We start from the raw sequence: 24,579 nt of genomic DNA, 5'->3' as shown, positions 1-24,579 counted from the left end.
GCACTCGTCCACAGGAGGCTGCACAGATGAACGGCTCCGGGAACGGCAACGGAAAGCTGCACGGAGCGGTGGTGGCGGTGGCCGGGGCCGGCGGGCCCGCCGGCCGCGCCACCCTGCTCCGCCTCGCCGAGGCGGGTGCCGTGGTCGTCGCGTCCGACGCCAACCCGGCGCGGCTCGCGGAGGCCGTGGACGCGGCACGCTACGCCCACGGCGGCTCCACCATCACCGGTGACACCGTGGACCTGCTCGACCTGGCCGCCACCCAGGCCTGGGCCGAGCAGACCGAGAAGGAGTTCGGCCGGATCGACGGGCTCGTCCACCTCGTCGGCGGCTGGCGCGGCAGCAAGACCTTCACCGACGTGGACCTCGCGGACTGGGACTTCCTGGAGAAGCTCCTCATCCGCACCGTCCAGCACACCTCGCTGGCCTTCCACGACGGACTGCTGCGCAGCGACCGCGGCCGCTACGTCCTGGTCAGCCAGTCCGGCGCGCACAAGCCGGTCGCCAACAACGCCGCGTACAACGCGGGCAAGGCGGCGGCCGAGGCCTGGACCCTGGCCATGGCGGACTCCTTCCGCAAGGTGGGGGGTGACGAGGGCCCCGGTGCGGCAGCTGCGATCCTGGTCATCAAGGCACTGGTGCACGACGCGATGCGCGCCGAGCGTCCCAATGCGAAGTTCGCGGGCTTCACCGACGTGAAGGAGCTGGCCGAGGCCATCGCCGGCGTCTGGGAGCGGCCCGCCACCGATGTGAACGGACAGCGTCTGTGGCTCACTCCGCAACCGTGAGAACCGATGCCGGCAAGACCGATGCCCGGCGCCACCACGATCCGGCGGTGCGCGGTTTCGCGAGCGACAACTACGCGGGCGTGCACCCCGAGGTGCTCGCCGCCGTCGCCCTGGCGAACGGCGGCCACCAGGTCTCGTACGGCGAGGACGAGTACACCGAACACCTGCAGAAGATCTTCCGCAGCCACTTCGGTCCGTACGCGGAGACCTTCCCGGTCTTCAACGGCACGGGCGCCAACGTCGTCGCCCTGCAGGCCATGACGGACCGGTGGGGCGCCGTGATCTGCGCCAAGAGCGCCCACATCAACGTGGACGAGGGCGGCGCGCCGGAGCGGATGGCGGGCATCAAGCTGCTCGCCGTCCCCACTCCGGACGGCAAGCTCACCCCCGAGCTGATCGACCAGGAGGCCTGGGGCTTCGAGGACGAGCACCGGGCGATGCCGCAGGTCGTCTCCATCACGCAGAACACCGAGCTCGGCACGGTCTACACGCCGGACGAGATCCGTGCCATCTGCGAGCACGCGCACGGCCTGGGCATGAAGGTGCACCTCGACGGTGCCCGGATAGCCAACGCCGCGGCCTCGCTGGACGTGCCGATGCGCACGTTCACGAACACCGTCGGCGTGGACGTGCTGTCGTACGGCGGCACCAAGAACGGCATGATGTTCGGCGAGGCCGTGGTCGTGCTCAACCCGGACGCGGTCCGGCAGATGAAGCACATCCGCAAGATGTCGATGCAGCTCGCGTCCAAGATGCGGTTCGTGTCGGTGCAGCTGGAGGCGCTGCTCGCCAAGGACCTGTGGCTGCGCAACGCCCGGCACGCCAATGCGATGGCGCAGCGGCTGGCCGCCGGCGTGCGCGAGACGGACGGGGTGGAGATCCTCTACCCGGTGCAGGCGAACGCGGTGTTCGCACGGCTGCCGCACGAGGTGTCGCGGCGACTGCAGAAGCGTTACCGCTTCTACTTCTGGGACGAGGCCGCGGGCGACGTCCGCTGGATGTGCGGTTTCGACACCCAGGAAGAGGACGTGGACGGCTTCCTGCAGGCCCTCAAGGAAGAGATGGCGCGCCAGGCCGTCTAGCACGTGTCTCCGGGCGGGACCGGATCGAGCCGCTGATGGCGCCCATCCGGTCCGTGGGCGACGGTGGGTGACCACCGTCGCTCCCCTGAGGCCGTCGCCGGGCGGTACCGTACGGACGGGCCCCGGCGTGATCCGCCGGCTCAGGTCGAGGCCGTCATGCCGTGGGCCCGCGGCGGGGAGAGCCGCTGAAGTGAGGACGCCGTCATGACGACCGGCAGATGGCTGTGGATCTCGGTTCGGCGCTACGTCCTGACCGCCATCATCGCCTGGACCATCGCTGCTTCGGTGACGCCCGCCCTGGGTGGCGACCCCTTCCTGGGGGAGTTCGCGCTCGAGATGAGCGTCGGACTCGTCGGCGTCCCCCTCCTGACGATCGCGACCACGTTCGTTCTCGTACTGCTTTCGGGTCGGCGCTTCGAACCGCCGACGGGTGGCCCCCTGCGGATCCGGGGCGGCTGGATGGTCGTCCTGCCGCTGCTGGTACTCCTCCCGGCGGCGCTCCTCATGCCGCTGCACTACCTGATCGTGCTGGGCGCCCAGTTCGCCTACGTGATCTGGATCCTGCCGTGCGATGACGCCCTCGACACCGCGGACGTCCTGCGCTCGCTCGCCGACCCGGCCGTGCCGGCGCACCAGCGGGCCAGGATCGCACGCGCGGTCGCCGAACTCCGGACCAGGCCGGTCGTCGAAGCCCTGGTGGCCGCTGCGGAGGACGAGGAACCGGAAGTCGCCGAAGCGGCACTGGCGAGCCTCTGTGCCATATGGCAGCACGACGGCGTCGTCGGCGAGGACCTGCTGCTGAAGCTGACGGACCGGAACCAGGTCCACGTACGGGCGCTGGGTGTGAAGGTGCGTAGCCCCTGGTAGGAGGAACACCTCCAGCCGACTGCATGAATATTCCTTCGACCGTAAGTCTATTGATCTGCGGTCGGGGGTCTGCCTATGCTCCGGGGCATGCAGCTGATCCAGCAGAACCCTGACATTCACGCCTACTTGGCGTCCGACGAAGCCGTCGACCATTGGCATCCCCTCGTGCAGGAAACCGCCGAGGCCCTCTGGTCCACCACCGGTGACGCATATTCATACGCCAAGGCCGCCTTCGAGTTCGTCCGTGACGAGATTCCCCACTCGGCCGACTCCGGGGACGTGCGGGTCTCCTGGCGCGCCTCCGACGTCCTCGCCACGCGCAACGGCATCTGCTACGCCAAGTCCCATGCCCTCGCCGCCCTGCTGCGCGCGCAAGGCATCCCGGCGGCCCTGTGCTACCAGCGGCTGACCGACGACGACGGATCGAACCCGCTCGTCCACGGCCTGGTGGCCGTCCGCCTGCCGGGCGGCACCCGGTGGTCCCGGCTGGATCCGCGCGGCAACAAACCCGGCGTGGACGCGCAGTTCAGCCTGGAGACCGAGCGGCTGGCCTTCCCCGTCCGGCCGGAGCTCGGCGAGATCGACCACCCCGAGCTGTACGCCGCCCCGCATCCGGCCGCGCTGGGCGCCCTTCAGGGGGCCGCCGACCGGCCGGAGTTGTGGACGAAGCTGCCGACGGCCCTCTGACGTTCGGTCGATAGGAAGGTTTCCTGTCTGACATCGTTGTCAGATTGGCATGGGCATGAGTAGATTCGGCTGCGGAATCCCCCACGGAGACCCCCGGAATCCCGGAATCCCCCACCTCCGACCGGAAGGCGCTTCATGCGTTACGGAGTTCCCGCCGGGCTGGCCGCCCTTGCCCTCGGCCTGGCCGCAACCCTCGCCCCCGCCCCCGCCGCAGTCGCCGGAACGCCCCGAACCGCGGCCGCACCCGCGCAGTTCGCCCACCCCGGCGTCCTCAACAGCCACGCCCAACTGGACTTCGTCCGCACGCAGGTGCAGGCCGGCCGACAGCCGTGGAAGGCCGCCTACGACCAGATGCTGGCGAGCAAGTACGGCTCCCTCTCGCGCACGCCGAAGCCGCGCGAGGTCGTCGAGTGCGGCTCGTACTCGAACCCGGACATCGGCTGCTCCGACGAGCGCGAGGACGCCATCGCCGCCTACAGTCACGCCCTCGCCTGGTACGTGACACGGGACGCCAAGTACGCCCGCAAGTCTATCGAGTTGATGGACGCGTGGTCGGCGAAGATCAAGGACCACACCAACAGCAACGCCCCGTTGCAGAGCGGTTGGGCCGGCTCGACCTGGCCGCGCGCCGCCGAGATCATCAAGCACACGTACACGGGCGGCTGGCCGAACCAGGGACGCTTCGCGACCATGCTGCGGGACGTCTACCTGCCCGAGGTGATCAACGGGCGGCCGAACAGCAACGGCAACTGGGAACTGATCATGATGGACGCGGCCGTCGGGATCGCCGTCCACCTCGACGACCGCGCGAGCTACGACAGGGCGATGGGCACCTACCTCGGCCGCGTCCCCGCCTACTTCTACCTGGCCTCCGACGGCGCGCAGCCCGCGTACCCGCCGCGCTCGTCCATCGACACCCGCGCCGAGCTGATCGACTACTGGCACGGCCAGAGCACCTTCGTGGACGGCCTCGCGCAGGAGACCTGCCGGGACTTCGGCCACACCGGCATGGGGATCGCCGCGGCCATGCACGTCGCCGAGACCTCACGGATCCAGGGCCGCGACCTCTACCCGCAGTTCAAGGACCGCTTCCGGCACGCCCTGGGCTTCCACGCCACGTACGAACTCGGTGCGGCGGTGCCCTCCTGGCTCTGCGGCGGCAGCCTGGCCAAGGGCATCGGCCCGGCCACCGAAGTCGGCTACAACGCCCTGCACACCCGGCTCGGCGTCACCATGGAGAACACCCGCAGGCTCACCGAGGGGCGGCGCCCCGCGGGCACCGAGAACCACTTCGAGGCCTGGGAGACCCTGACCCACGCCGAAAACCCCCACTGAGCGGGCGCGGTGACGGCCTCCGGGACCCGGCCGGGGTCCCGGAGGCCGTCACCGTACGGGAAGTGCCCCCGGGGGTCAGCCCGCTTCGCGGACCTGGGCCGGCGTCGGGGCGGTGCCGCCCAGGTGGGCCGGCAGCCACCAGGAGTCCTCGGGGCCGGCGGGCTTGGCCGGGTAGGCCCGCTGGGCGGCGTCCAGCAGCTCCTGCACGCGCTCGCGCAGCCGGCGCGTGATGGCTCCGGCGTACTGGTCGGCGGGGGCGTCCATCGGCTCGCCCACGCGCATCGTCACCGGGATGTGGCTGCGCTTGAGGTTCTTCGGGCGGCCCTTGGTCCACAGGCGCTGGGTGCCCCAGAGCGCCACCGGGATCAGCGGGACGCCGGCTTCCTGCGCCATCCGGGCCGCGCCCGACTTGAAGCTCTTGAGCGTGAACGACTGGGAGATCGTGGCCTCCGGGAACACCCCGATGATCTCGCCGGACCGCAGCGAGTCCAGGGCGTGCTCGTAGGCGGTCTCACCCTGCTTGCGGTCGACGGGGATGTGCTTCATCGCCCTCATCAGCGGGCCGGACACCTTGTGCCGGAACACCGACTCCTTCGCCATGAAGCGCACCAGGCGCTTCTGCGGCCGCGCCGTCAGGCCGGCGAAGATGAAGTCGAGGTATCCGATGTGGTTCGACACCAGGACCGCGCCGCCCTTGCGGGGGATGTTCTCGGTGCCCTCCATGTCGATCCGGATGTCGAGGGCACGGAAGAGTCCGTGCGCGGCGCCGATCACGGGCGGGTAGACGAGCTCAGCCATGCTGGGGAGACCCCGCTTTCTGCCTGGGGAGGTGCTCCCGGCCGGAAGTTACGGAAGCGTAGGTACGCGACCATGGGGATCGTGCCCCATACGAGGGCTGCTGGCCAGCCCAGAGGCCCGTGCCCGGAGAGATTCTCATCACGCCGGGAATGCCGTACGTCTCCAGGATGCTCCGATCCACGGACGAGCGTACGAGCATGGCGTACGCGGACGAAGACGGCGAGGGGAGCGCGGGTGTGCGGGCGGGAAGACGGACCGGACCTCGGGCCGGGCGGCGCGCGGGCCCGGCTGGGGGCCGCGGAGCTGGGCGCGGAGCCGGGGGAGCGGGCCACCCTGGTGCAGTTCTCCAGCGCGTTCTGCCAGCCCTGCCGGGCCACGCGGCGGATCCTCGCCGAAGTCGCGGCGATGGTCGACGGGGTGGCGCACGTCGAGATCGACGCCGAGGAACGGCTGGACCTCGTGCGGGCCCTCGGGATCGAGAAGACCCCCACGGTGCTCGTCCTGGACGCGGCGGGCCGGATCGTCCGGCGGGCGGCCGGGATGCCGCGCAAGGTGGACGTGATCGCCGCACTGGGGGCCGCCGTATGACGGGCGGCGCGCGCACCGGCCCCGCGGCCGGATCCGGCGCCGCGGCAGCGGGCGCGCCGGTGCGCGCGCCCGCACGCAGCGTGACGCGCCTGACATCTGCCCGATCCCGCTTGACTGTGTCCACGGGAGATCGCCAGGCTGGCGGCATGCGGTATGAACTCCTGCTCTACGGGCGGGTCCATGTGGACCTCGTCCGCCACGCGAGCGCGCGCTGTCGGAACAGCTGAACGTCCCCGGCCCCCGATCTCCGACAGCGCCCGCGCGTCCCGCGGCAGAAGGCAGAACCCTGATGACTGCTCCGACGGTCCCGACGGTCCAGACCGCTCCGTCCCTCCGCTCTCCCCGTGCCGCCGGTTCCCCTGGCTCCGGCGACACCCGTCCCGGCTCGCCCGACCTCCTGCGCTCCGTCTTCCGGCAGCACGCCGCCGGAGTCGCCGTGATCACCGCCCGGGACGGTGCGCGGCCGGTGGGCTTCACCGCGACCTCGCTCAACTCGGTCTCCGCCGACCCGCCGCTGCTGTCCTTCACCATCGGCACGGGGGCCTCCAGCTGGCCCGGGGTGCGCGACAGCGAGTACCTCGGCGTCCACATACTCGGCGAGCACCAAAGGGAGCTGGCCGGGCTGTTCGCCCGGAGCGGAGCCGACCGTTTCGGCGGGGCCACCGGCTGGCGGCCGGGGCCGCACGGGGTCCCGGTGCTCGACGGCGTACTGGCCTGGCTGGCCTGCCGGGTGGTGGCACGGGTGCCCGCCGGCGAACATCGTGTGATCATCGCTGAGGCGGTCGCGGGGGATCCCGCGGGTGAAGGCCGCCCGCTGCTGTACCACCAGGGGCGCTTCAACGCGTTGCGGGACTGAATCGTCCCTGCTTGGCAGGGGTTGGGTGGCGTTGGCCAGATCACAGTTCAGCAGCCTTGCGACTTGGCAGCGCCCCCTGTGTACTGACGAGTAACATTCCCTTCGGAGCGCGGGCCGCCCCGACCGGGATCCGCCTGACAAGGCGCCTATGCTGCCTGCACAAGGCGGTATCAGAAAAAAGACGATGCGGTAGGAGAGCCGGCGTGAGCCTGAGGATCGTTGTCTGTGTGAAGTACGTGCCCGACGCCACCGGCGACCGGCACTTCGCCGATGACCTGACGGTCGACCGCGACGACGTCGACGGTCTGCTGTCGGAGCTCGACGAGTACGCCGTCGAGCAGGCGCTGCAGATCGCCGAAGAGGCCGACGACGCCGAGATCACCGTCCTGACGGTGGGCCCCGAGGACGCCAAGGACGCGCTGCGCAAGGCGCTGTCGATGGGCGCCGACAAGGCCATCCACGTCGAGGACGACGACCTGCACGGCTCCGATGTCATGGGCACCTCGCTGGTGCTCGCCAAGGCCATCGAGAAGGCCGGCTACGACCTGGTCATCACGGGCATGGCGTCGACCGACGGCACCATGGGCGTGCTCCCGGCGATCCTGGCCGAGCGCCTGGGCGTCCCGCAGGTCACCCTGCTCTCCGAGGTCAAGGTCGAGGACGGCACCGTCACCGGCCGCCGTGACGGCGACACCGCGAGCGAGCAGCTGGAGGCCTCCCTCCCCGCGCTCGTCTCGGTGACCGACCAGTCGGGCGAGGCCCGCTACCCGTCCTTCAAGGGCATCATGGCCGCCAAGAAGAAGCCGGTGGAGTCCTGGGACCTGGAGGAGCTGGAGATCGAGGCCGACGAGGTCGGTCTGGAAGGCTCCTGGACCGTGGTCGACGCCGCGGCGCAGCGCCCGGCCCGCACCGCCGGCACGATCGTCAAGGACGAGGGCGAGGGCGGCAAGCAGCTGGCCGAGTTCCTGGCCGGCCAGAAGTTCATCTAAGAGCTTCGGCCAACCCCTCCATAGCCCCCAGACACTTCGCAATCGCAGGAGAGCAGTCCCATGGCTGAAGTTCTCGTCTACGTCGACCACGTGGACGGCGCCGTCCGCAAGCCCACCCTCGAGCTGCTGACGCTGGCCCGCCGCATCGGCGAGCCCGTCGCCGTCGCCCTCGGCGCCGGTGCCGAGGCCACCGCCGCGGTGCTCGCCGAGCACGGCGCGGTCAAGGTCCTCACCGCCGACGCCCCCGAGTTCACCGAGTACCTCGTCGTACCGAAGGTGGACGCGCTCCAGGCCGCCTACGAGGCCGTCTCCCCGGCCGCCGTGCTCGTCCCGTCCTCCGCCGAGGGCAAGGAGATCGCCGCGCGCCTCGCCGTCCGCATCGGCTCCGGCATCATCACCGACGCCATCGACCTGGAGGCGGGTGACGAGGGCCCGGTCGCGACGCAGTCCGCCTTCGCCGCGTCGTTCACCACCAAGTCCCGCGTCTCCAAGGGCACCCCGGTCATCACCGTGAAGCCGAACTCGGCCCCGGTCGAGGCCGCCCCGGCCGCCGGCGCCGTCGAGGCGCTCGCCGTCACCTTCGGCGCCCTGGCCACCGGCACCAAGGTCACCTCCCGCACGCCGCGCGAGTCGACCGGCCGCCCCGAGCTGACCGAGGCCGCGATCGTCGTCTCCGGCGGCCGCGGTGTCAACGGCGCCGAGAACTTCCACATCATCGAGGAGCTCGCGGACTCCCTCGGCGCGGCCGTCGGCGCCTCGCGCGCCGCCGTCGACGCCGGTTGGTACCCGCACTCCAACCAGGTCGGCCAGACCGGCAAGTCGGTCTCCCCGCAGCTGTACATCGCCTCCGGCATCTCGGGCGCGATCCAGCACCGGGCCGGCATGCAGACCTCGAAGACCATCGTCGCCATCAACAAGGACGCCGAGGCCCCGATCTTCGACCTCGTCGACTACGGCGTGGTCGGCGACCTCTTCGCGGTCGTCCCGCAGCTGACCGGCGAGATCCAGGCGCGCAAGGGCTGACCTGGGCTTCTCTTCGTAGCTTCGCTTCTTCGGGGCCGTGTGGTGTTTCTCACCGCACGGCCCCGAGTCGTTCGTCCCACGCGTCGGAGGGACCATTGACGGAGCGGAACCACGTGACTAAATTCTGCTATGCGGATCTAAGCTTCCGTGAAGCGGAAAAGAGGAGAGTGCACGATGGGTCAGCAGGAGAAGGTGGCGACGAGCCTCGCAGGCGCGGTCAGCGAGGGCATCAGCGCCTCCCTCGCGCCGGTGGACGCGGAACTCGCGCGCCACTACCCGGGCGACCCCGGCACCCGTCAGCCCATCCACACGGTCTACGTCCCCGGTGACGTCTTCGCCGCGGACACCATCCGCTCCTGGGGCGACCAGGCCCTCGCCGCGCTCGACGAGCACGCCCCGGACGCCGCCACCTTCGCCAAGGTACTCGGCATCTCCGACGAACTGGCCGTACCGGTCTACGACCGCGTCCGCGCCAAGCTGGCCAGTGAGCCCATCGAGGACCTCCGCGTCGACTTCGAGGACGGCTTCGGCGTCCGCTCCGACGAGGAGGAGGACCAGGCCGCCGCCCGCGCCGCCCGCCTGATCTCCGAGGCGTACTCCAACGGCACCAACGCCCCCTACATGGGCATCCGCATGAAGTGCATGGAGTCCAACGTCCGCGACCGCGGCATCCGCACCACCGACGTCTTCCTGTCCGGCCTGCTCGCCCACGGCGGCCTCCCGGACAACCTGGTCCTGACCCTGCCCAAGGTCACGTACGCCGAGCAGGTCACCGCCTTCGTCAAGCTGCTGGAGGCCTTCGAGACCGCCCGCGGCCTGCGCCCGGGCCGGATCGGCTTCGAGATCCAGATCGAGACCAGCCAGTCCATCCTGGCCTCCGACGGCACCGCCACCGTCGCCCGCATGATCGAGGCCTCCAAGGGCCGCGCCACCGGCCTGCACTACGGCACCTTCGACTACAGCGCCTGCGTCGGAGTCTCCGCCGCGTACCAGGCCAGCGACCACCCCGCCGCGGACCACGCGAAGGCGATCATGCAGGTCGCCGCGGCCGGCACCGGCGTGCGCGTCTCCGACGGCTCGACGAACGTGCTGCCCATCGGCACCACGGAGAAGGTCCACGAGGGCTGGAAGCTGCACTACGGCCTGACCCGGCGCGCCCTGGCCCGCGCCTACTACCAGGGCTGGGACATGCACCCGGCGCACCTGCCGACCCGCTACGCGGCCGTCTTCACCTTCTACCGCGAGGGTCTGGAGGCCGCCGCCGCGCGCCTGAAGGCGTACGTCGCCAAGATCGAGGGCGACGTGATGGACGAGCCCGCCACGGCGAAGGCCCTCGCCGGCTACCTGGTCCGCGGCCTCGACTGCGGCGCGGTCGGCGCCGAGGAGGTCACCGCCCTCACCGGCCTCACCCGCGCGGAACTGGACGCCTTCGCGATCCCCCGCCGCTCCGCCACCCTGAAGGCCACCGCCTGACCCTGACCCTGACCCTGACGCAGGTGCGGGGCCCGGCCGGAACATCCCCGGTCGGGCCCCGCGCTGCGTTCGGGGTTGCGTCACCTCGGCGGGGGACCGACCGCGCCGACCGTGCTCCGGGGGTTCCGGGCCGCCGGTGGGGCCGTTCCCGTCCTGCGGACCCTCATCCGCCGTACGGCGGGAGTTCGCCCGAGCCGCGGGGGATCAGGTGGGTCGGGAGTTCGGTGCGGGTCGTGGGGAGGGTGGCTCCGGACAGGCGCTGGAAGAGGCGGTCCGTGGCCACGCGGCCGAGGGTGGCCGGGTCCTGGGCCACCACCGTGATGCCGGGGCGGAGCAGGTCGGCCAGTTCGAAGTCGTCGAAGCCGACCAGGGCCACCGGGTGTTCCCGGGCCGCGAGGACGCGCACCACCGTGACCGTCACGCGGTTGTTGCCCGCGAACACGGCGGTCACCGGATCCCGGCCCGCGAGCATCGACCTCGTCGCCGTCGCCACCCGGTCCGGCTCCGTGGAGCCGAGGGAGACCCAGGAATCGGCCACCGGCAGGCCGGCGTCGGCCATGGCGGCGCGATAGCCGCGCAGGCGTTCCGTCGCCGTGTGGATGCGGGGGTGGTCGCCGATGAAGCCGATCCTGCGGTGGCCGCCCGCGATCAGGTGGGCGACGCCGTCACGGGCGCCGCCGAAGCTGTCCGAGAGGACGACGTCCGCGTCGATCCGCCCGGCCGGGCGGTCCACGAACACAGTGGCCACACCGGCCCGCATCTCCGGCTCCAGGTAGCGGTGGTCGTCGCCGGCCGGGATCACGATCAGGCCGTCCACCCGGCGGGCGCACAGGGCGAGCGCCAACTCCCGCTCCCGGTCCGGGTCCTCGGCGCTGGAGCCGTTGATGAGCAGTGCGCCGTGCGCGCGGGCCACCTCCTCGACGGCACGGTTCAGCGGCCCGTAGAAGGGATCGGCGAGGTCCTCCAGGATCAGCCCCACGGTGGCCGTACGCCCCTTGCGCAGGACGCGCGCGCTGTCGTTGCGGCGGAACCCCAGGGCGTCGATGGCCTCTTGGACCCGCTTCTCGGTCTCGGGGGTGACCCCCGGCTCGCCGTTGACCACCCGCGACACCGTCTTCAGGCCGACGCCCGCCTGGGCCGCCACGTCCTTCATGGTCGGCCGGTTGCCGTAGCGGGGATCGAACGGGCGACGGTTGTGGGGCACGGTCGTGAATCCTCCGGAGTCTCAGGCGGCGCTGTGACCTTGAGGATAAGCACTCGGCCGAGAGTGAGGTTTCCGTGGCAGGGTGGTGCGGGCAAGCCACTGGGGGCTCCGGACGAGCCATGGGGAGAGGGGTAGACGTGATTGTCTGGATCAACGGCACCTTCAGCGCGGGAAAGACCAGCACGGCCCGCGAACTGGCCGCAATCCTGCCGGACAGCACCCTGTTCGACCCGGAGTTCATCGGTGACGCGCTGCGCGTGCTGCTGCCGGCCAAGCGGCTGGCGGAGGTCACCGACTACCAGGACCTGCCGAGCTGGCGGCGGCTGGTGGTGGACACGGCGGCGGCGATGCTCGCCGAGCTGGGCGGGGTGCTCGTCGTACCGATGACGCTGCTGCGCCAGGAGTACCGGGACGAGATCTTCGGCGGGCTGGCGGCGCGCCGGATACCGGTGCGGCACGTGCTGCTCGCCCCTGCGGAAACGATCCTGCGCGAGCGGATCGCGACCCGGGAGGAGCCGGGGGATCCCGACCAGGTCGACCTCCGCGTCCGCCAGTGGGCCTACGACCACATCCCCGTCTACCAGCAGGCCCTCGGCTGGCTCACCGGTGACGCGCACGTCATCGACAACAGCAGCCTGACCCCGCGCGAGACGGCGCAGCGGATCGCCGAGGCCGTCCGCTCGGAGACGGCCCCGGTCTGCGACATCGTGCAGACCCCGGAGCCCACGCGGGAGACCGTGGCGGCCGGGGTGCTGCTCTTCGACGAGCAGGACCGGGTCCTGCTGGTGGATCCGACGTACAAGGCCGGCTGGGAGTTCCCGGGCGGCGTCGTCGAAGCGGGCGAGGCCCCCGCCCGCGCCGGCGTACGGGAGGTCGCGGAGGAACTGGGCCTCGTACTGGACCCGGCGCCCGGCCTGCTCGTGGTCGACTGGGAGGCCCCGCAACCGCCCGGGTACGGGGGGCTGCGCCTGCTGTTCGACGGCGGCCGCCTCTCGCCCGAGGCGACGGCCCGGCTCCGGCTGCCGGGCCCCGAACTGCGGGCCTGGCGCTTCGTCACGGAGGCCGAGGCCGCCGACCTCCTCCCGGAGCACCGCCACGCCCGCCTGAGCTGGGCCCTGCGCGCCCGGGAACGGGGACGCCCCCTCTACCTGGAGGCGGGCACCCCGGTCGGCTGAAAAACCCCGGCGCCGGGCGGGCGGGAGAGGTAGCCGGGGCGCCCGAGTGGCGCCGTCAGGAGGGAGTTGCGGCAGCCGCCTTGACCAGTGCGGCCGCCGTGTCCACCGTCAGCGGATCCCCGTGGCCGAAACAGGCGATCGACGGGGAGAGCCCCGCCAGACGGTGGAAGGAGTCGATCGCCCGGGCCCGGTCCACGTTGAACACGCCCGGCATCAGCGGGCCGACGGCGGCGACGCAGTCGCCGGTGAACAGCACGCCGTGGCGCGGGAGGTGGATCCCGACGCTGCCGTCCGTGTGCCCCGGGGCGTGGACGACGTACGCCCCGTCCCCGAAGCCCAGCGCCTCGCCGTCCGAGGGAACGTACCGCCCCCCGACGTACGCACGGCCGCCCCGCTGCGACACGCGACTTCATCGGGAGCGAAGTACGCCCAGGGCTCAGTCGGCCCTGGGCGTACACGCACGCGTACGAGGGGTCAGACGCGCTTGGACTCCGCGTAGTTGACGAGGAAGAGGGCCTCCGCCACCGACAGGCGCTCCAGCTCCCCCGGCGACACGCTCTCGTTGACCGCGTGGATCTGCGCCTCCGGCTCGCTCAGCCCGATCAGCAGCATCTCCGCCCGCGGGTACAGGGACGTCAGCGTGTTGCACAGCGGGATCGACCCGCCCATGCCGCTGATCTGCATCTCCTGCCCGGGGTACGCGGCCTCCAGCGCCGACCGCATCGACGCGTACGCCGGGCTGTCGGTGTCCGCCTGGAACGGCTGGCCCTGGCCGACCACCTCGAGTTCGAGGCGCGCCTTCCACGGCGTGTGCGCCTCCAGGTGGGCCTGCAGCAGCTTGATGGCCTCCGCGGTGTCCACGCCCGGCGGCACGCGCAGGCTGATCAGCGCGCCGGCGCTCGCGTGCACCGAAGGCGTCGCCCCGACCACGGGCGGGCAGTCGATGCCGAGCACCGTCACGGCCGGGCGGGCCCACAGCCGGTCCGCGACCGAGCCCTCGCCGATCAGTTCGACCCCGTCGAGGACCTTGGCGTCGGCACGGAAGTCCGCCTCCGGGTACTGCAGACCGTCCCACACCGCGTCCGAGGCGAGCCCGTCCACGGTCGTCGAACCGTCCGCGGCGCGCAGCGAGTCCAGTACGCGGATCAGCGCGGCCAGCGCGTCCGGGGCGGCGCCGCCGAACATGCCGGAGTGCAGGTTGCCGCCCAGCGTGTCGATCTTCACCTTGAGCAGGCACATGCCGCGCAGCGTGGCCGTCACCGTCGGCAGGCCGAGCCGGAAGTTGCCCGCGTCGCCGATGACGATGGTGTCGGCGGTCAGCAGCTCCGGGTGCGCCTCGGCGTACTGCTGGAGGCCGCCGGTGCCCTGCTCCTCGGAACCCTCGACGATCACCTTCACGGCCACCGGGACACCGCCGTTGGCCTTCAGCGCGCGCAGCGCCAGCAGGTGCATGATGAAGCCGCCCTTGCAGTCGGCCGCACCGCGCCCGTACCAGCGGCCGTCGCGCTCGGTCAGCTCGAACGCGGGGGAGATCCAGGCCGCGTCGTCCAGCGGGGGCTGGACGTCGTAGTGCGCGTACAGCAGCACGGTCGGCGCGCCCTCGGGGCCGGGCAGGTAGCCGTAGACGGACTGGGTGCCGTCCGGGGTGTCGAGCAGCGCCACGTCCTGGAAGCCCTCGACGCGCAGGGCGTCGGCCACCCAGTTCGCGGCGGCCTCGCTCTCGCTCTTGGGGAACTGTGCCCAGTCCGCGACCGACTGGAAGGCCACCAGCTCGGTCAGCTCCTGCTTGGCGCGGGGCATCAGCGAGGCGATGGTCTCGGCGATCGGATTCTGGGACATGGGCACGCTCCTTTTGGGTGCGACGTTGTTCTCCGTGTACGCCGCCCGCATCCGCGGGGTGTGCGTATGCCGGGTACGGCGAAAAAGACAGTTCCGATCCTCGCACAGCGGGGCGGCGCGTCGTCTCGCCGTAGGATTTCCCCGGCATCGGAGCAACCGGGTGATCAGGAGCGGCAACACATCGTGAGCAGCGACGACGACGTACGCGACGCAGGGTCCGGCGCAGGCGAGGGCGCGGGCCGGGGCGAGGGCGCAGACGCAGGCGTGGACGCGGGACAGGCCGACCAGAAGGCGGTCGACGAGGCGGGCGACGAGGCGGTCGACAAGGCGGGCGACGAGGCGGCCGACGGCGCCGTCGGCGAGGCGGTCGGCGAGGCGGCGGGGGAGAGCGGCGGGACCGGCGAGGTGTGGGACGTGGTCGTGGTCGGGGCCGGACCGGCCGGTTCCTCGGCGGCGTACGCGGCGGCGACGGCCGGGCGGCGCGTCCTGCTGCTGGAGAAGGCCGAACTGCCCCGCTACAAGACCTGTGGCGGCGGCATCATCGGCCCCTCGCGCGACGCCCTGCCCCCGGGCTTCGTCCTGCCCCTCAAGGACCGCATCCACGCCGTCACCTTTTCGATGGACGGGAAGCTGACCCGCACACGGCGCTCGAAGCAGATGCTGTTCGGGCTGATCAACCGGCCCGAGTTCGACGCCGGGCTGGTCGCCGCCGCCGAGAAGGCCGGCGCCACCGTCCGTACGGGCACCGCCGTGGCCCGTGTCGAGCAGCACGGCACCGCGGTGCCCGACCGGCGCACGGTCGCCGTCGTCCTCGCCGACGGGGAGACCGTCCTGGCCCGCGCGGTGGTCGGTGCGGACGGCAGCGCGAGCCGGATCGGAGCGCACGTCGGCGTCGAGATGGACCAGGTGGACCTCGGTCTGGAGGCGGAGATCCCCGTCCCCGAGACGGTCGCGGAGGACTGGAAGGGACGGGTGCTGATCGACTGGGGCCCGCTGCCCGGCAGTTACGGCTGGGTCTTCCCCAAGGGCGACACCCTCACCGTCGGCGTCATCTCGGCCAAGGGCGAGGGCGCCGCCACCAAGCGCTACCTGGACGACTTCATCGCCCGGCTCGGGCTCGCCGGCTTCGAACCGGCCGTCTCCTCCGGGCACCTGACCCGCTGCCGCAAGCCCGACTCGCCGCTCTCGCGCGGCCGGGTCCTGGTGGCGGGCGACGCGGCGGGGCTGCTGGAGCCGTGGACCCGGGAGGGCATCTCCTTCGCGCTGCGCTCGGGGCGGCTGGCGGGGGAGTGGGCGGTGAAGATCTCCGAGGCGCAGGACGCGGTGGACGCGCGTCGGCAGGCCCTCAACTACGCCTTCGCGGTGAAGGCCGGGCTGGGCGTGGAGATGGGCGTCGGCAAGCGGATGCTGACCGTCTTCGAATCCCGGCCACGGATGCTGCACGCGGCGATCACCGGCTTCCGTCCGGCGTGGCGGGCCTTCGCCCGCATCACCCGGGGGTCGACGACCCTGGCCGACCTGGTGCGTACGTACCCGCTGGCCCGCAAGGCGCTGCACATGCTGGACGCCAGGCAGGCGGCGGCGGTCGCGGCGGCCGGCGACGGCGGCCGGAGCCGGGACAAGGACTAGCGCCGGGGCCGGGGCCGCCCGGGCCCGACTGGTGGGGCGGCGTGGACCTGGACGAGGCCGAGCGGTCGGCACAGGTCCGCGCGGCCTTCGGACGCGGTGAGCGGCGGGTTGGTGTGGGTGGCGGCACCACCCGCGGGAACGGCTGGTCGAGCGGCTGCGAACGGCCGCTCGGCTGAGCGGGCGCGGGCCGTCGCCGCGTAGGGGTGGCCACAGCCGGGCGCCGGGGGCAGGGGCGGGGGCGGGGGCGTGGCGGTCGTGTGCGTCGCGCATCCGCAGCTGCGGACTCCGCGGGGTCAGTTCGCCACCGTGATCCGGAAGACCGGGTGGTCGGCGGCGGCCGCCTGGAGTTCCGCGTCGGAGGACTTCGCGGAGATGCCCTGGAAGAACCGGTCGACCTCCCAGCCCCACTTCTCCAGGTAGGTACGCAGGACGGCGGCCTGCTGGACCGGGTCGGTCAGCTCGGTGGCGGTGAACGTACGCGCCTTGCGCCCCACGCGCAGCTCGCCCCCGCCCGCGACCCGCATGTTGCGGACCCACTGGGAGTGGCCGCGCGCCGAGACCAGGTACTGGGCGCCCTCGTACGTGTGCGGGTTGACCGGGATCCGCTGCATCTTGCCCGACGTGCGCCCGCGCACCGACATCTCGGCGCTGCCGGCCAGGCTGATGCCGATGCGGGCCAGCTTCCCGAAGACGGAGTTGAAGCGGGTGGCGAGCGGGCCGGCCTGGACGTAGTACGGGGTGGGCGCGTTCATGGTGACCTCCGGGGTCGTTTCCGCCATTGAGAGAGCACCGCTCTCCCTGAATCCAGTCTGCACGGATCGGTGCACCAAATCAAGAGCACTGCTCTCCAAATAGAGCGGTGGCCCGTTTTCTGTGCAGTGCTCCGCATGCGTGGCACACTGGCCCGCATGAACACCGTGCGAGGGGCCAGGGAACGGGCCCGCATCGAGGTCACCGCCGCCATCAAGGACGAGGCGCGCCGCATGCTCGCGGCCGAGGGCGCCGCCAAGCTCTCCCTGCGCGCCGTGGCCCGCGAGCTGGGCATGGTCTCCTCCGCCCTCTACCGCTACTTCCCCAGCCGCGACGAGCTGCTCACCGCGCTGATCATCGACGCGTACGACAGCATCGGTGCCGCCGCCGAGGAGGCCGATGCCCGCGCCCTCGCCGCCGGCGCACCGCCCCGCGCCCGCTGGACCGCCGTCTGCGGGGCGGTCCGCGCCTGGGCGCTGGAGCACCCGCACGAGTACGCCCTGATCTACGGCTCCCCCGTGCCCGGCTACACCGCCCCCATGGACACCGTCGGCCCCGCCTCCCGAGTCGGCAACGCCTTCATCGGCATCCTCCGAGCCGCCCACGAGGGGCGCGGCCTCGCCCTCCCGCCACTGCCGTCCGCCCTGCGCCCCGAGGCGGACCGGATGACCGCCGACTTCGCCGAGGGCCTGCCCCCGCAGGTCACGGCCGCCCTGGTCGCCGCGTGGGCGCAGCTGGTCGGCCTCGTCTCCTTCGAGCTGTTCGGCCAGTTCAACCGCGTCGTCGAGGACCGCGCCGCCTTCTTCGCGCATGCCGCCGATCAACTGGCGCACGGGGTCGGCCTGCCCGCCGTGTGACGGGAGGGGGCGGAGGGGAGGTCGAGGAAGGTGGGGGCACGGGGGGCGCGGGGAGCGTGGGGATCAGGTCACGGCCGCTTCCGGAGATTCACATGATGAGGCGATGAGTCGCTCTTCTGTTCCTCACACCAATGCGGGCGGATCAGCCTTGACCGATGGGCCGCCCGTCTAGTGTTCCTGAGGTCGCCCCCTGCCGCCGGAGGAACGTTCATGCCTCGCGCCGTGAAGGCCTTGTATGCCGTCCTGGCCACCCTCTTACTGGCCGCGCCGGCGCCGGCCGTCACCGCGTCGGCGCGCAACGCGCCCGTGATCGCGGCCGAGGCCCCGGCGCCCACCCCGCCTCCCATGCCCCGGATGCCCGGCGTGCGGGGCCTGGAGATCGGCGTTCCCGCTTACGTCCCGGCGAACGACCGCATGCTGACCGACCTCACCGCCACCGGTCCGGCCGCCTCGGTGGTCGTGCTGAACCCGGGCAACGGCGACGCCCCGTTCGACGCGCCCTGGCGAGCCCGCGCCGACGCCCTGCGCAACCGCACCACCTCCACCGGCGACAGGACCAAGGTGCTCGGCTACGTCCACACCGACCACGGCAAGCGCGACGTCGCCGCCGTCAAGGCCTCCGTCGACAACTACCTCAGGACCTCCGACGGCCGCCTCCACGTCGACGGCATCTTCTTCGACGTGGTCAGCCGCGACTGCGGCCCCGCCAACGCCACCCGCGACCACTACGCGGAACTGCGCCGGTACGTCCAGGACACCATGAGCGCCGTCGACCCGGCCGCCCCCGACCTCGTCGTCAACAACCCCGGCACCGCCATAGCCGACTGCTACCTGGAGCCGGGCCGCCGCACCGCGGACGTCTTCGTCACGTTCGAGGACACGTACGCCGCGTACACCGGCGCCGGCTGGCTCGGCGGCAACGTCTTCGACCCGCTCGCCGGCTACCGGTCCGGGGCCGAACTCGACCCGAGCGGAACGGCGTTCTGGCACCTGGTCCACGACGTCCCCGACGCCGAGGCGATGCGTGCCACCCTGCGCACCGCCTTCGACCGCGGCGCGGGCTACGCCTACGCCACGAACACGGTCATGCCCAACCCCTGGAACACCGGCCCGACATGGAAGTACCGCGCGCAGACCACCTACGCCGCCACTCTCGGTTAGTCCGCGGGCCCGGGATATCGGGGGGCGGCGTTCGTCGTCGGGTGGCAGGCTGGCCCGATGCCTGCCTGGACCCCGTCGCCGACGCTGTTCGACAACCTGCGGTACCTGCTCAACGAGTGGGATCCGATCGGCGTCGCCGATCTGTCGCGGGACGAGTACGACTGCATGCTCGTCCCCTTGTTCCGGCGTCTCCACCGCGGCACCACCCGGGCGGAGCTCGGTGAGTTCCTCTGGTACGAGCTGGAGGACCACTTCGGTCTGGACCCGGTCATCCACGGGACCGACGCGATGGCGGACCGGCTGGTCGCCTGGTGGGCCGCGGTGGGCCCGGCCGGGGCCTGACGGTTCAGCGGCCGTCGTTCTCCGAGCGGCGGGCGAAGCGCCCCAGGACGTGGGTGATCCGGAGGAGGAAGACCGCGCCCGCCGCGATTCCTCCGGCCACCGCCAGGGCGTGACCGGTCGCGGCGGAGAGGGAGAAGGCCGGCGCGGGCCCGTACACCGCGCCGAAGACGACAGCGGCCGCGAAGCCGGCGCTGACGAAGGCGTAGCCGATCTCGATCGTGATCGCGTCCCGGTCCGCCTGTGTACGTCGCCCCATGCGTGCAGTGTCACAGCGCGCACGGTGCGCCACAAGGAAGCCCCCCCACGGCGAGGCCCGCGCAACGGCGAGGCCCGCGCGGCCCAGCTCCGCCGCCCGGCTCAGATTCCGGCCGTCTCGCTCCACAGCCGGGCCAGCGCCACGTCGCCCGTCACCCCAGGCCCCGCCAGCGGCAGCCGGTTCCACAGGGCCGCGTAGAGCCAGGCCGCCTCCCCGGTCAGTTCGCAGTCGGCCGCCTCGCCGGTGTGGCCCGGCACCGTCCGGGCCGGCTCCGGCGACAGGTGCACGGTCCACACCGCGCCCGTGTCGGCGGCCCGGACCCGTACCACCCGGGGCTCCGGGGTGCGCACCCGGCTGCGCGGCCGGGCGTGGAAGCCGGTCAGCAGCTCGTCCACCCCGTTCTCCGCGAACTCCGGCTCCACCGCGGAGAACGCCACGCCCCGCGCGGCTTCCGCGTCCATCCGGTGCACGGTCGTCTCGTGGGCCTGGCGCCGCGCCCAGAACGCCAGCGGCGACGGCGGCGCCGTCGGGAGGAAGGTCCAGCACTGCACGTCGGCCGGGGCCTCGGTCAGGGTGCGCACCAGGTCCGCGTGGCCCTGCCGGAACCACGCCAGCAGCTCGCCGTCGGCCAGTTCCGGCGCGTCCGGGAAGCCCACCGGCTCCAGCCGCCGCTCCGCCACGTACCCGGCCGCCCAGCGGTGCACCGACCCGGTGTGGCGCAGCAGATCGGTGACGCGCCAGCCCGGACAGGTGGGGACCGGGGCGTCCGTACCGGCCTGTTCGGCCACGTCGGCGAGCAGCTCGCCCTCTCGTGCGAGGGTCTTCACAAGTTCGGTGATCTCCATACCGGGTGTCTTATCAGCCCGCCCGCGACAATGGGGTACATGAATGGGGAACTCTTCCCGCGCGAGCGGACCCTGATCGCTCCCGGGGCCGTGCACGTGCCCGACTGGCTCGGGGCCGAGCGGCAGGGCGAGTTGCTGGCGGCCTGCCGCGCGTGGGCCCGTCCGCCGGCCGGTCTGCGCACCGTACGGACCCCGGGCGGCGGAGTGATGACCGCCAGGCAGGTGTGCCTCGGGCTGCACTGGTACCCGTACGGGTACGCCCGCACCGTCGTCGACGGGGACGGGGCGCCGGTCAAGCCGATGCCGACGTGGCTCGCCGACCTGGGGCGGGAGGCGGTGGCCGCCGCCTACGGGGACGCCCAGGAGCCGCCCGGCCCCGCCGAGACCTACGACATCGCGCTGATCAACTTCTATGACGGCGACTCCCGCATGGGCATGCACCGCGACGCCGAGGAGAAGTCCGCGGCTCCGGTGGTCTCGCTCAGCCTCGGCGACACCTGCGTCTTCCGCTTCGGGAACACCGCCTCGCGCGGCCGCCCCTACCAGGACGTGGAGCTGCGCAGCGGGGACCTCTTCGTCTTCGGCGGCGCGAGCCGGCTGGCCTACCACGGAGTGCCGAAGGTCCTGCCGGGCACCGGCCCCCGGGACCTCGGGCTGACCGGGCGGCTGAACATCACACTGCGCGTCGGCGGGCTGGGCTGAGCGGCGGCGTCCGGCACCCTCCGATCATGCGAGGATCGATGCCATGAACGGCAACGGGGCCCCGCCGCGGGTGGGGGATGTGACCACGCCATCCGCGTCCACGACCGCCACGCGGAGCAGACTGGAACGCGGTCGCGGCGCGCTCGGGCCGGCGCTGGAGCTCGTGCACACCGGCCGCGCCCCGACCCGCGCGGTCCTGACCGCCGAGCTCGGGGTCACCCGCGCCACCGCCGGAGCCGTCGCCGCCGAGCTGGAGGCCCTCGGGCTGATCCGCGTGGACTCCCGCCCCGGCGGGGCCGGCGGCGCCCAGGGCCGCCCCTCGCATCGCCTCTCCGTGGCCGAGGACGGCCCGGTGGCGCTCGCGGCCCAGGTGCACTCGGACGGCTTCCGGGCGGCCCTGGTCGGCCTCGGCGGCCGGATCGTGGCCACCGCGCCCGGCAAGGTCACCGTCTCCGCCGACCCGGCCCAGGTGCTCGGCGCGGTCGTGGAGGCCGGCGCCGAACTGCTGGCGGACAGCGGCCGCCGCTGCGTCGGCGCGGGGCTCGCGGTCCCCTCGGCCGTAGCGGAGCCCGAGGGCACCGCGCTGAACCCGCTGCACCTGGCCTGGCCGGCCGGTTCTCCCGTACGGGCCATCTTCGCGGAGTGCGTGAAGGCGGCCGGCATCGACGGCCCCGCCCTGACCGGGAACGACGTCAACCTCGCGGCCCTGGCCGAGCACCGGCACGGCGCGGGGCGCAGCGCGCAGCACCTGCTGTGCGTGGCCACCGGGCACCGCGGCGTCGGCGGGGCGCTGGTGCTGGACGGCCGCCTGCACAGCGGCAGTTCGGGCCTGGCCCTGGAGGTCGGCCACCTCACCGTGAACCCCGAGGGACGGGCCTGCCACTGCGGCGGCCGCGGCTGCCTCGACGTCGAAGCGGACCCCCTGGCCTTCCTCACCGCGGCGGGCCGCAGCCCCGGCCCCGAGGTGTCGCTGCTCCAGCAGGCCCGCGACCTGCTGCGCGACGAACCCGCCGAGCCGGCGGTACGGGCCGCCACGGAGGAACTGATCGACCGGCTCGGGCTCGGCCTCGCCGGCCTGGTGAACATCCTGAACCCGGACCGGATCATCCTGGGCGGCCTGCACCGAGAGCTGCTGCACGCCGATCCGGAGCGGCTGCGCGCCGTGGTCGCCGACCGCAGCCTGTGGGGGCGCAGCGGCGGCGTACCGATCCTGCCGTGCACCCTGGACCACAACAGCCTGGTCGGCGCGGCGGAGCTGGCCTGGCAGCCGGTGCTCGACGACCCGCTGGGGGCCCTCGCCTAGGCCGCCGAGCGGCGAGCGGCGAGCGCTGCCGGGCGTGGGGCGGGGCGTCGGGGGCCGGGCTAGGCCGGCCCGGCGCCCACCGGCGATGCCACCGGCACGCCCGTGCCGACGGGGCTCGGGTCGAGGACTCCCGGGTCGACGGAGACGACCACCGTCCGCGCGGGTTCCCGTACGGGCCTGGTCTCGATCCGTACCGGCTGCGGGGGCGCCGCCGGGGCGGGGGCCGCCGCGAGCGAGAACCACACCACCTTGCCCGGACCGTCGGGTCGATGCCGCGCGCCCCAGGACTCGCTGAGCGCCGCCACCAGGGCGAGGCCGCGTCCGCAGGTCTCCAGCGCGCCCGCCTGCGTCTCGTGGAGCACCGGGAGCCGCGGATCGCTGTCGATCACGGAGACGGTCAGACGCCCGAGGCGCAGTTCGATCTCGACGACGCAGGTCTTGTCCGGCTGCGCGTGGCGGTGGACGTTCGAGAGCAGTTCCGTCACGCCGAGCGCAGCCCGGTCTATGAGCGGATCGAGCTGCCAGTGGCGCAGCTGTGCAGAAACGATTCTGCGGATTTGGCCGATCCGCGACGGCAAGGCCTGCAGTTCGACGACGCAGTGCCTGCGGGAATGACTGATCACGGCTGCGACTCCCCGACATGAGTGTTACGGGTGCTGCACCCTCGGTAATGCTCCACCAGGGTCACCCACGGTGCCGCACAGTGCAACCGAACGCGATCGAAAGCCATGTGCATGGAACCCCAAAGCGAACGTTTGTGCAGGTGGGGGAGGTACATTGCAAAAGGAGGGGCGAATTACACCCATGAAGGAGCGCGGCGCATGAGCACCACCGGCACCACCAACAGCACCGGTACGACGGCCACCACCATCGACGTCGACCGCAGCGACGCGGACTACCGCGCCTGGCTGAAGGAAGCCGTCCGCAAGGTCCAGGCCGACGCGAACCGCTCCGCGGACACCCACCTCCTGCGCTTCCCGCTCCCCGAGGAGTGGGGCATCGACCTCTATCTCAAGGACGAGTCCACGCACCCGACGGGCTCCCTCAAGCACCGCCTCGCGCGCTCGCTGTTCCTCTACGCGCTCTGCAACGGCTGGATCCGCCCCGGACGCCCGGTGATCGAGGCCTCCTCCGGCTCCACCGCCGTCTCCGAGGCGTACTTCGCCAAGCTGATCGGTGTCCCGTTCATCGCCGTCATGCCGCGCACGACCAGCCCGGAGAAGTGCCGGCTCATCGAATTCCACGGCGGCGAATGCCACTTCGTGGACGACTCGATGAAGATGTACGAGGAGTCGGCGCGGCTCGCCGCCCGCACGGGCGGGCACTACATGGACCAGTTCACGTACGCCGAGCGGGCCACCGACTGGCGCGGCAACAACAACATCGCGGAGTCGATGTACCAGCAGCTCAAGCTGGAACGCTTCCCCGAACCCGCCTGGATCGTGGCGACCGCCGGCACCGGCGGCACCTCGGCCACCATCGCGCGCTACGTGCACTACATGCAGCACGACACCCGCGTCTGCGTCCCGGACCCGGAGAACTCCTGCTTCTTCGACGGCTGGACCGACAACGACCCGCACGCGAGCAGCGATTGCGGGTCCCGCATCGAGGGGATCGGCCGGCCGCGGATGGAACCGAGCTTCGTGCCCGGCGCCATCGACCGCATGATGAAGGTCCCGGACGCGGCGAGCGTCGCCGCCTGCCGGGCGCTGGAGACGGCCATAGGGCGCAAGGCGGGCGGCTCGACCGGCACCGGCGTGTGGAGCGCCCTGAAGATCATCTCGGAGATGGTGGCGGAGGGCCGTACCGGCAGCGTCGTCACCCTGCTGTGCGACCCGGGCGACCGCTACCTGGACAAGTACTACTCCGACGAGTGGCTGGCCGCCCAGGGGCTCGACATCGCCCCGTACGCGAAGACCATCGACACCCTGCTGACGACCGGGGTCTGGCGCGAGCCGGCGGCGGCCTGAACCGCCGGTCCCGCCTGTGGCGCGCCCGTGACCGTCCGGGGACGAAAACGCCCTGGTCGC

The 24,579-nt window shown here is 72.3% G+C and carries 26 protein-coding genes and 1 pseudogene; 19 read left to right on the top strand and 8 right to left on the bottom strand.

What is annotated here, in order from left to right; translation table 11 throughout:
- The first annotated feature begins 26 nt into the window (after positions 1 to 26).
- From ACFYP3_RS06905 to ACFYP3_RS06885, 5 genes are all read left to right on the top strand, one after another.
- A complete protein-coding gene (locus ACFYP3_RS06905; protein ID WP_388827926.1) occupies positions 27 to 788 on the top strand; it encodes an SDR family NAD(P)-dependent oxidoreductase in 762 nt (253 codons plus the stop codon).
- Positions 767 to 1,870 carry a threonine aldolase family protein gene (locus ACFYP3_RS06900; protein ID WP_388827923.1) on the top strand — a complete coding sequence of 368 codons (1,104 nt, stop codon included), beginning with the start codon at positions 767 to 769 and terminating at the stop codon, positions 1,868 to 1,870. Before ACFYP3_RS06905 ends, ACFYP3_RS06900 begins: the two co-directional genes overlap by 22 nt.
- 204 nt (positions 1,871 to 2,074) lie before the next feature.
- Positions 2,075 to 2,737, top strand: coding sequence for a HEAT repeat domain-containing protein (locus ACFYP3_RS06895; RefSeq protein ID WP_388827920.1), 663 nt, complete (start codon positions 2,075 to 2,077; stop codon positions 2,735 to 2,737).
- A gap of 87 nt (positions 2,738 to 2,824) precedes the next feature.
- On the top strand, positions 2,825 to 3,424 hold the full coding sequence (locus tag ACFYP3_RS06890) for a transglutaminase family protein (RefSeq protein ID WP_388827917.1): 600 nt from the start codon (positions 2,825 to 2,827) through the stop codon (positions 3,422 to 3,424).
- Positions 3,425 to 3,559: 135 nt separating this feature from the next.
- Positions 3,560 to 4,759, top strand: a complete 1,200-nt coding sequence (locus ACFYP3_RS06885; protein ID WP_388827914.1) for an alginate lyase family protein — start codon at positions 3,560 to 3,562, stop codon at positions 4,757 to 4,759.
- A 75-nt stretch (positions 4,760 to 4,834) separates the two neighbouring features.
- Here ACFYP3_RS06885 and ACFYP3_RS06880 read toward each other — a convergent pair whose 3' ends face one another.
- Positions 4,835 to 5,557 carry a lysophospholipid acyltransferase family protein gene (locus ACFYP3_RS06880; protein ID WP_388827911.1) on the bottom strand — a complete coding sequence of 241 codons (723 nt, stop codon included), beginning with the start codon at positions 5,555 to 5,557 and terminating at the stop codon, positions 4,835 to 4,837.
- A gap of 234 nt (positions 5,558 to 5,791) precedes the next feature.
- Here ACFYP3_RS06880 and ACFYP3_RS06875 point away from each other — a divergent pair, with 234 nt between their 5' ends.
- The 5 genes from ACFYP3_RS06875 (at position 5,792) to ACFYP3_RS06855 (ending at position 10,486) form a co-directional block, all read left to right on the top strand.
- Positions 5,792 to 6,145, top strand: coding sequence for a TlpA family protein disulfide reductase (locus ACFYP3_RS06875; protein WP_388827908.1), 354 nt, complete (start codon positions 5,792 to 5,794; stop codon positions 6,143 to 6,145).
- A gap of 289 nt (positions 6,146 to 6,434) precedes the next feature.
- Complete coding sequence (locus tag ACFYP3_RS06870) at positions 6,435 to 7,001, top strand: flavin reductase family protein (RefSeq protein WP_388827906.1); 567 nt, start codon at positions 6,435 to 6,437, stop codon at positions 6,999 to 7,001.
- 203 nt (positions 7,002 to 7,204) lie between these two features.
- A complete protein-coding gene (locus tag ACFYP3_RS06865) occupies positions 7,205 to 7,990 on the top strand; it encodes an electron transfer flavoprotein subunit beta/FixA family protein (RefSeq protein ID WP_388827903.1) in 786 nt (261 codons plus the stop codon).
- Between the two features lie 60 nt (positions 7,991 to 8,050).
- On the top strand, positions 8,051 to 9,013 hold the full coding sequence (locus tag ACFYP3_RS06860) for an electron transfer flavoprotein subunit alpha/FixB family protein (RefSeq protein ID WP_388827900.1): 963 nt from the start codon (positions 8,051 to 8,053) through the stop codon (positions 9,011 to 9,013).
- A gap of 174 nt (positions 9,014 to 9,187) precedes the next feature.
- Entirely contained in the window at positions 9,188 to 10,486 is a 1,299-nt protein-coding gene (locus tag ACFYP3_RS06855) for a DUF6986 family protein (RefSeq protein ID WP_388827897.1), read from the top strand.
- A gap of 163 nt (positions 10,487 to 10,649) precedes the next feature.
- On the opposite strand, the gene ACFYP3_RS06850 is transcribed toward ACFYP3_RS06855, so the two are convergent.
- A complete protein-coding gene (locus tag ACFYP3_RS06850; protein ID WP_388828354.1) occupies positions 10,650 to 11,639 on the bottom strand; it encodes a LacI family DNA-binding transcriptional regulator in 990 nt (329 codons plus the stop codon).
- 170 nt (positions 11,640 to 11,809) lie between these two features.
- On the opposite strand from ACFYP3_RS06850, the gene ACFYP3_RS06845 reads away from it, so the two are divergent.
- Positions 11,810 to 12,865, top strand: coding sequence for an NUDIX domain-containing protein (locus tag ACFYP3_RS06845; RefSeq protein WP_388827894.1), 1,056 nt, complete (start codon positions 11,810 to 11,812; stop codon positions 12,863 to 12,865).
- Positions 12,866 to 12,920: 55 nt separating this feature from the next.
- Here the strand turns inward: ACFYP3_RS06845 and ACFYP3_RS06840 are convergent.
- Both ACFYP3_RS06840 and ACFYP3_RS06835 read right to left on the bottom strand, forming a co-directional pair.
- Positions 12,921 to 13,220: pseudogene (locus tag ACFYP3_RS06840) on the bottom strand (MBL fold metallo-hydrolase); the annotation flags it as partial.
- Between the two features lie 119 nt (positions 13,221 to 13,339).
- Positions 13,340 to 14,704, bottom strand: a complete 1,365-nt coding sequence (locus tag ACFYP3_RS06835) for a dipeptidase (RefSeq protein ID WP_388827891.1) — start codon at positions 14,702 to 14,704, stop codon at positions 13,340 to 13,342.
- A 405-nt stretch (positions 14,705 to 15,109) separates the two neighbouring features.
- On the opposite strand from ACFYP3_RS06835, the gene ACFYP3_RS06830 reads away from it, so the two are divergent.
- Both ACFYP3_RS06830 and ACFYP3_RS06825 read left to right on the top strand, forming a co-directional pair.
- Positions 15,110 to 16,333, top strand: coding sequence for a geranylgeranyl reductase family protein (locus ACFYP3_RS06830; RefSeq protein WP_388828351.1), 1,224 nt, complete (start codon positions 15,110 to 15,112; stop codon positions 16,331 to 16,333).
- 41 nt (positions 16,334 to 16,374) lie between these two features.
- The gene (locus tag ACFYP3_RS06825; protein ID WP_388827888.1) at positions 16,375 to 16,509 is read left to right on the top strand and encodes a hypothetical protein; all 135 of its coding nucleotides are present in this window, start codon (positions 16,375 to 16,377) and stop codon (positions 16,507 to 16,509) included.
- Between the two features lie 117 nt (positions 16,510 to 16,626).
- On the opposite strand, the gene ACFYP3_RS06820 is transcribed toward ACFYP3_RS06825, so the two are convergent.
- Positions 16,627 to 17,112 (bottom strand): nitroreductase/quinone reductase family protein, encoded by a 486-nt coding sequence (locus ACFYP3_RS06820; protein WP_388827885.1) that lies wholly within the window; start codon positions 17,110 to 17,112, stop codon positions 16,627 to 16,629.
- Positions 17,113 to 17,241: 129 nt separating this feature from the next.
- Between ACFYP3_RS06820 and ACFYP3_RS06815 the strand changes: the two genes are divergently transcribed.
- The 3 genes from ACFYP3_RS06815 to ACFYP3_RS06805 all read left to right on the top strand — a co-directional run bounded on the left by ACFYP3_RS06815 (position 17,242) and on the right by ACFYP3_RS06805 (position 19,443).
- A complete protein-coding gene (locus tag ACFYP3_RS06815) occupies positions 17,242 to 17,940 on the top strand; it encodes a TetR/AcrR family transcriptional regulator (RefSeq protein ID WP_388827882.1) in 699 nt (232 codons plus the stop codon).
- Between the two features lie 210 nt (positions 17,941 to 18,150).
- A complete protein-coding gene (locus tag ACFYP3_RS06810) occupies positions 18,151 to 19,101 on the top strand; it encodes a spherulation-specific family 4 protein (RefSeq protein ID WP_388827879.1) in 951 nt (316 codons plus the stop codon).
- A gap of 57 nt (positions 19,102 to 19,158) precedes the next feature.
- Positions 19,159 to 19,443, top strand: coding sequence for a hypothetical protein (locus ACFYP3_RS06805; protein WP_388827876.1), 285 nt, complete (start codon positions 19,159 to 19,161; stop codon positions 19,441 to 19,443).
- Positions 19,444 to 19,447: 4 nt separating this feature from the next.
- Here ACFYP3_RS06805 and ACFYP3_RS06800 read toward each other — a convergent pair whose 3' ends face one another.
- Entirely contained in the window at positions 19,448 to 19,699 is a 252-nt protein-coding gene (locus ACFYP3_RS06800; RefSeq protein ID WP_388827873.1) for a DUF6332 family protein, read from the bottom strand.
- Between the two features lie 101 nt (positions 19,700 to 19,800).
- Positions 19,801 to 20,544, bottom strand: coding sequence for a maleylpyruvate isomerase family mycothiol-dependent enzyme (locus ACFYP3_RS06795; protein WP_388827870.1), 744 nt, complete (start codon positions 20,542 to 20,544; stop codon positions 19,801 to 19,803).
- A gap of 39 nt (positions 20,545 to 20,583) precedes the next feature.
- Between ACFYP3_RS06795 and ACFYP3_RS06790 the strand changes: the two genes are divergently transcribed.
- Both ACFYP3_RS06790 and ACFYP3_RS06785 read left to right on the top strand, forming a co-directional pair.
- Positions 20,584 to 21,246 carry an alpha-ketoglutarate-dependent dioxygenase AlkB family protein gene (locus ACFYP3_RS06790; RefSeq protein ID WP_388827867.1) on the top strand — a complete coding sequence of 221 codons (663 nt, stop codon included), beginning with the start codon at positions 20,584 to 20,586 and terminating at the stop codon, positions 21,244 to 21,246.
- Between the two features lie 43 nt (positions 21,247 to 21,289).
- Entirely contained in the window at positions 21,290 to 22,549 is a 1,260-nt protein-coding gene (locus ACFYP3_RS06785) for an ROK family protein (RefSeq protein ID WP_388827864.1), read from the top strand.
- Positions 22,550 to 22,608: 59 nt separating this feature from the next.
- Here ACFYP3_RS06785 and ACFYP3_RS06780 read toward each other — a convergent pair whose 3' ends face one another.
- Positions 22,609 to 23,172, bottom strand: a complete 564-nt coding sequence (locus tag ACFYP3_RS06780) for an ATP-binding protein (protein WP_388827861.1) — start codon at positions 23,170 to 23,172, stop codon at positions 22,609 to 22,611.
- 198 nt (positions 23,173 to 23,370) lie between these two features.
- On the opposite strand from ACFYP3_RS06780, the gene ACFYP3_RS06775 reads away from it, so the two are divergent.
- Complete coding sequence (locus tag ACFYP3_RS06775) at positions 23,371 to 24,519, top strand: PLP-dependent cysteine synthase family protein (RefSeq protein WP_388827858.1); 1,149 nt, start codon at positions 23,371 to 23,373, stop codon at positions 24,517 to 24,519.
- The last annotated feature ends 60 nt before the right edge of the window (positions 24,520 to 24,579 follow it).

Source organism: Streptomyces sp. NPDC005533, assembly GCF_042871845.1.
GTDB lineage: Bacteria > Actinomycetota > Actinomycetes > Streptomycetales > Streptomycetaceae > Streptomyces.
The sequence above is the reverse complement of the archived record's forward strand: the minus strand, read 5'-3'. Positions and strand labels throughout refer to the sequence as shown.

What these genes read in the sequence shown, in the direction of transcription:
- ACFYP3_RS06810 (WP_388827879.1), top strand. Translation starts at nt 18,151, where the DNA reads ATGCCTCGCGCCGTGAAGGCCTTGTATGCCGTCCTGGCCACCCTCTTA.
- ACFYP3_RS06850 (WP_388828354.1), bottom strand. Translation starts at nt 11,639, where the DNA reads ATGAAGGACGTGGCGGCCCAGGCGGGCGTCGGCCTGAAGACGGTGTCG.
- ACFYP3_RS06880 (WP_388827911.1), bottom strand. Translation starts at nt 5,557, where the DNA reads ATGGCTGAGCTCGTCTACCCGCCCGTGATCGGCGCCGCGCACGGACTC.
- ACFYP3_RS06870 (WP_388827906.1), top strand. Translation starts at nt 6,435, where the DNA reads ATGACTGCTCCGACGGTCCCGACGGTCCAGACCGCTCCGTCCCTCCGC.
- ACFYP3_RS06815 (WP_388827882.1), top strand. Translation starts at nt 17,242, where the DNA reads ATGAACACCGTGCGAGGGGCCAGGGAACGGGCCCGCATCGAGGTCACC.
- ACFYP3_RS06855 (WP_388827897.1), top strand. Translation starts at nt 9,188, where the DNA reads ATGGGTCAGCAGGAGAAGGTGGCGACGAGCCTCGCAGGCGCGGTCAGC.
- ACFYP3_RS06905 (WP_388827926.1), top strand. Translation starts at nt 27, where the DNA reads ATGAACGGCTCCGGGAACGGCAACGGAAAGCTGCACGGAGCGGTGGTG.
- ACFYP3_RS06800 (WP_388827873.1), bottom strand. Translation starts at nt 19,699, where the DNA reads ATGGGGCGACGTACACAGGCGGACCGGGACGCGATCACGATCGAGATC.
- ACFYP3_RS06790 (WP_388827867.1), top strand. Translation starts at nt 20,584, where the DNA reads ATGAATGGGGAACTCTTCCCGCGCGAGCGGACCCTGATCGCTCCCGGG.
- ACFYP3_RS06895 (WP_388827920.1), top strand. Translation starts at nt 2,075, where the DNA reads ATGACGACCGGCAGATGGCTGTGGATCTCGGTTCGGCGCTACGTCCTG.
- ACFYP3_RS06785 (WP_388827864.1), top strand. Translation starts at nt 21,290, where the DNA reads ATGAACGGCAACGGGGCCCCGCCGCGGGTGGGGGATGTGACCACGCCA.
- ACFYP3_RS06860 (WP_388827900.1), top strand. Translation starts at nt 8,051, where the DNA reads ATGGCTGAAGTTCTCGTCTACGTCGACCACGTGGACGGCGCCGTCCGC.
- ACFYP3_RS06820 (WP_388827885.1), bottom strand. Translation starts at nt 17,112, where the DNA reads ATGGCGGAAACGACCCCGGAGGTCACCATGAACGCGCCCACCCCGTAC.
- ACFYP3_RS06805 (WP_388827876.1), top strand. Translation starts at nt 19,159, where the DNA reads ATGCCTGCCTGGACCCCGTCGCCGACGCTGTTCGACAACCTGCGGTAC.
- ACFYP3_RS06885 (WP_388827914.1), top strand. Translation starts at nt 3,560, where the DNA reads ATGCGTTACGGAGTTCCCGCCGGGCTGGCCGCCCTTGCCCTCGGCCTG.
- ACFYP3_RS06835 (WP_388827891.1), bottom strand. Translation starts at nt 14,704, where the DNA reads ATGTCCCAGAATCCGATCGCCGAGACCATCGCCTCGCTGATGCCCCGC.
- ACFYP3_RS06890 (WP_388827917.1), top strand. Translation starts at nt 2,825, where the DNA reads ATGCAGCTGATCCAGCAGAACCCTGACATTCACGCCTACTTGGCGTCC.
- ACFYP3_RS06795 (WP_388827870.1), bottom strand. Translation starts at nt 20,544, where the DNA reads ATGGAGATCACCGAACTTGTGAAGACCCTCGCACGAGAGGGCGAGCTG.
- ACFYP3_RS06845 (WP_388827894.1), top strand. Translation starts at nt 11,810, where the DNA reads ATGGGGAGAGGGGTAGACGTGATTGTCTGGATCAACGGCACCTTCAGC.
- ACFYP3_RS06775 (WP_388827858.1), top strand. Translation starts at nt 23,371, where the DNA reads ATGAGCACCACCGGCACCACCAACAGCACCGGTACGACGGCCACCACC.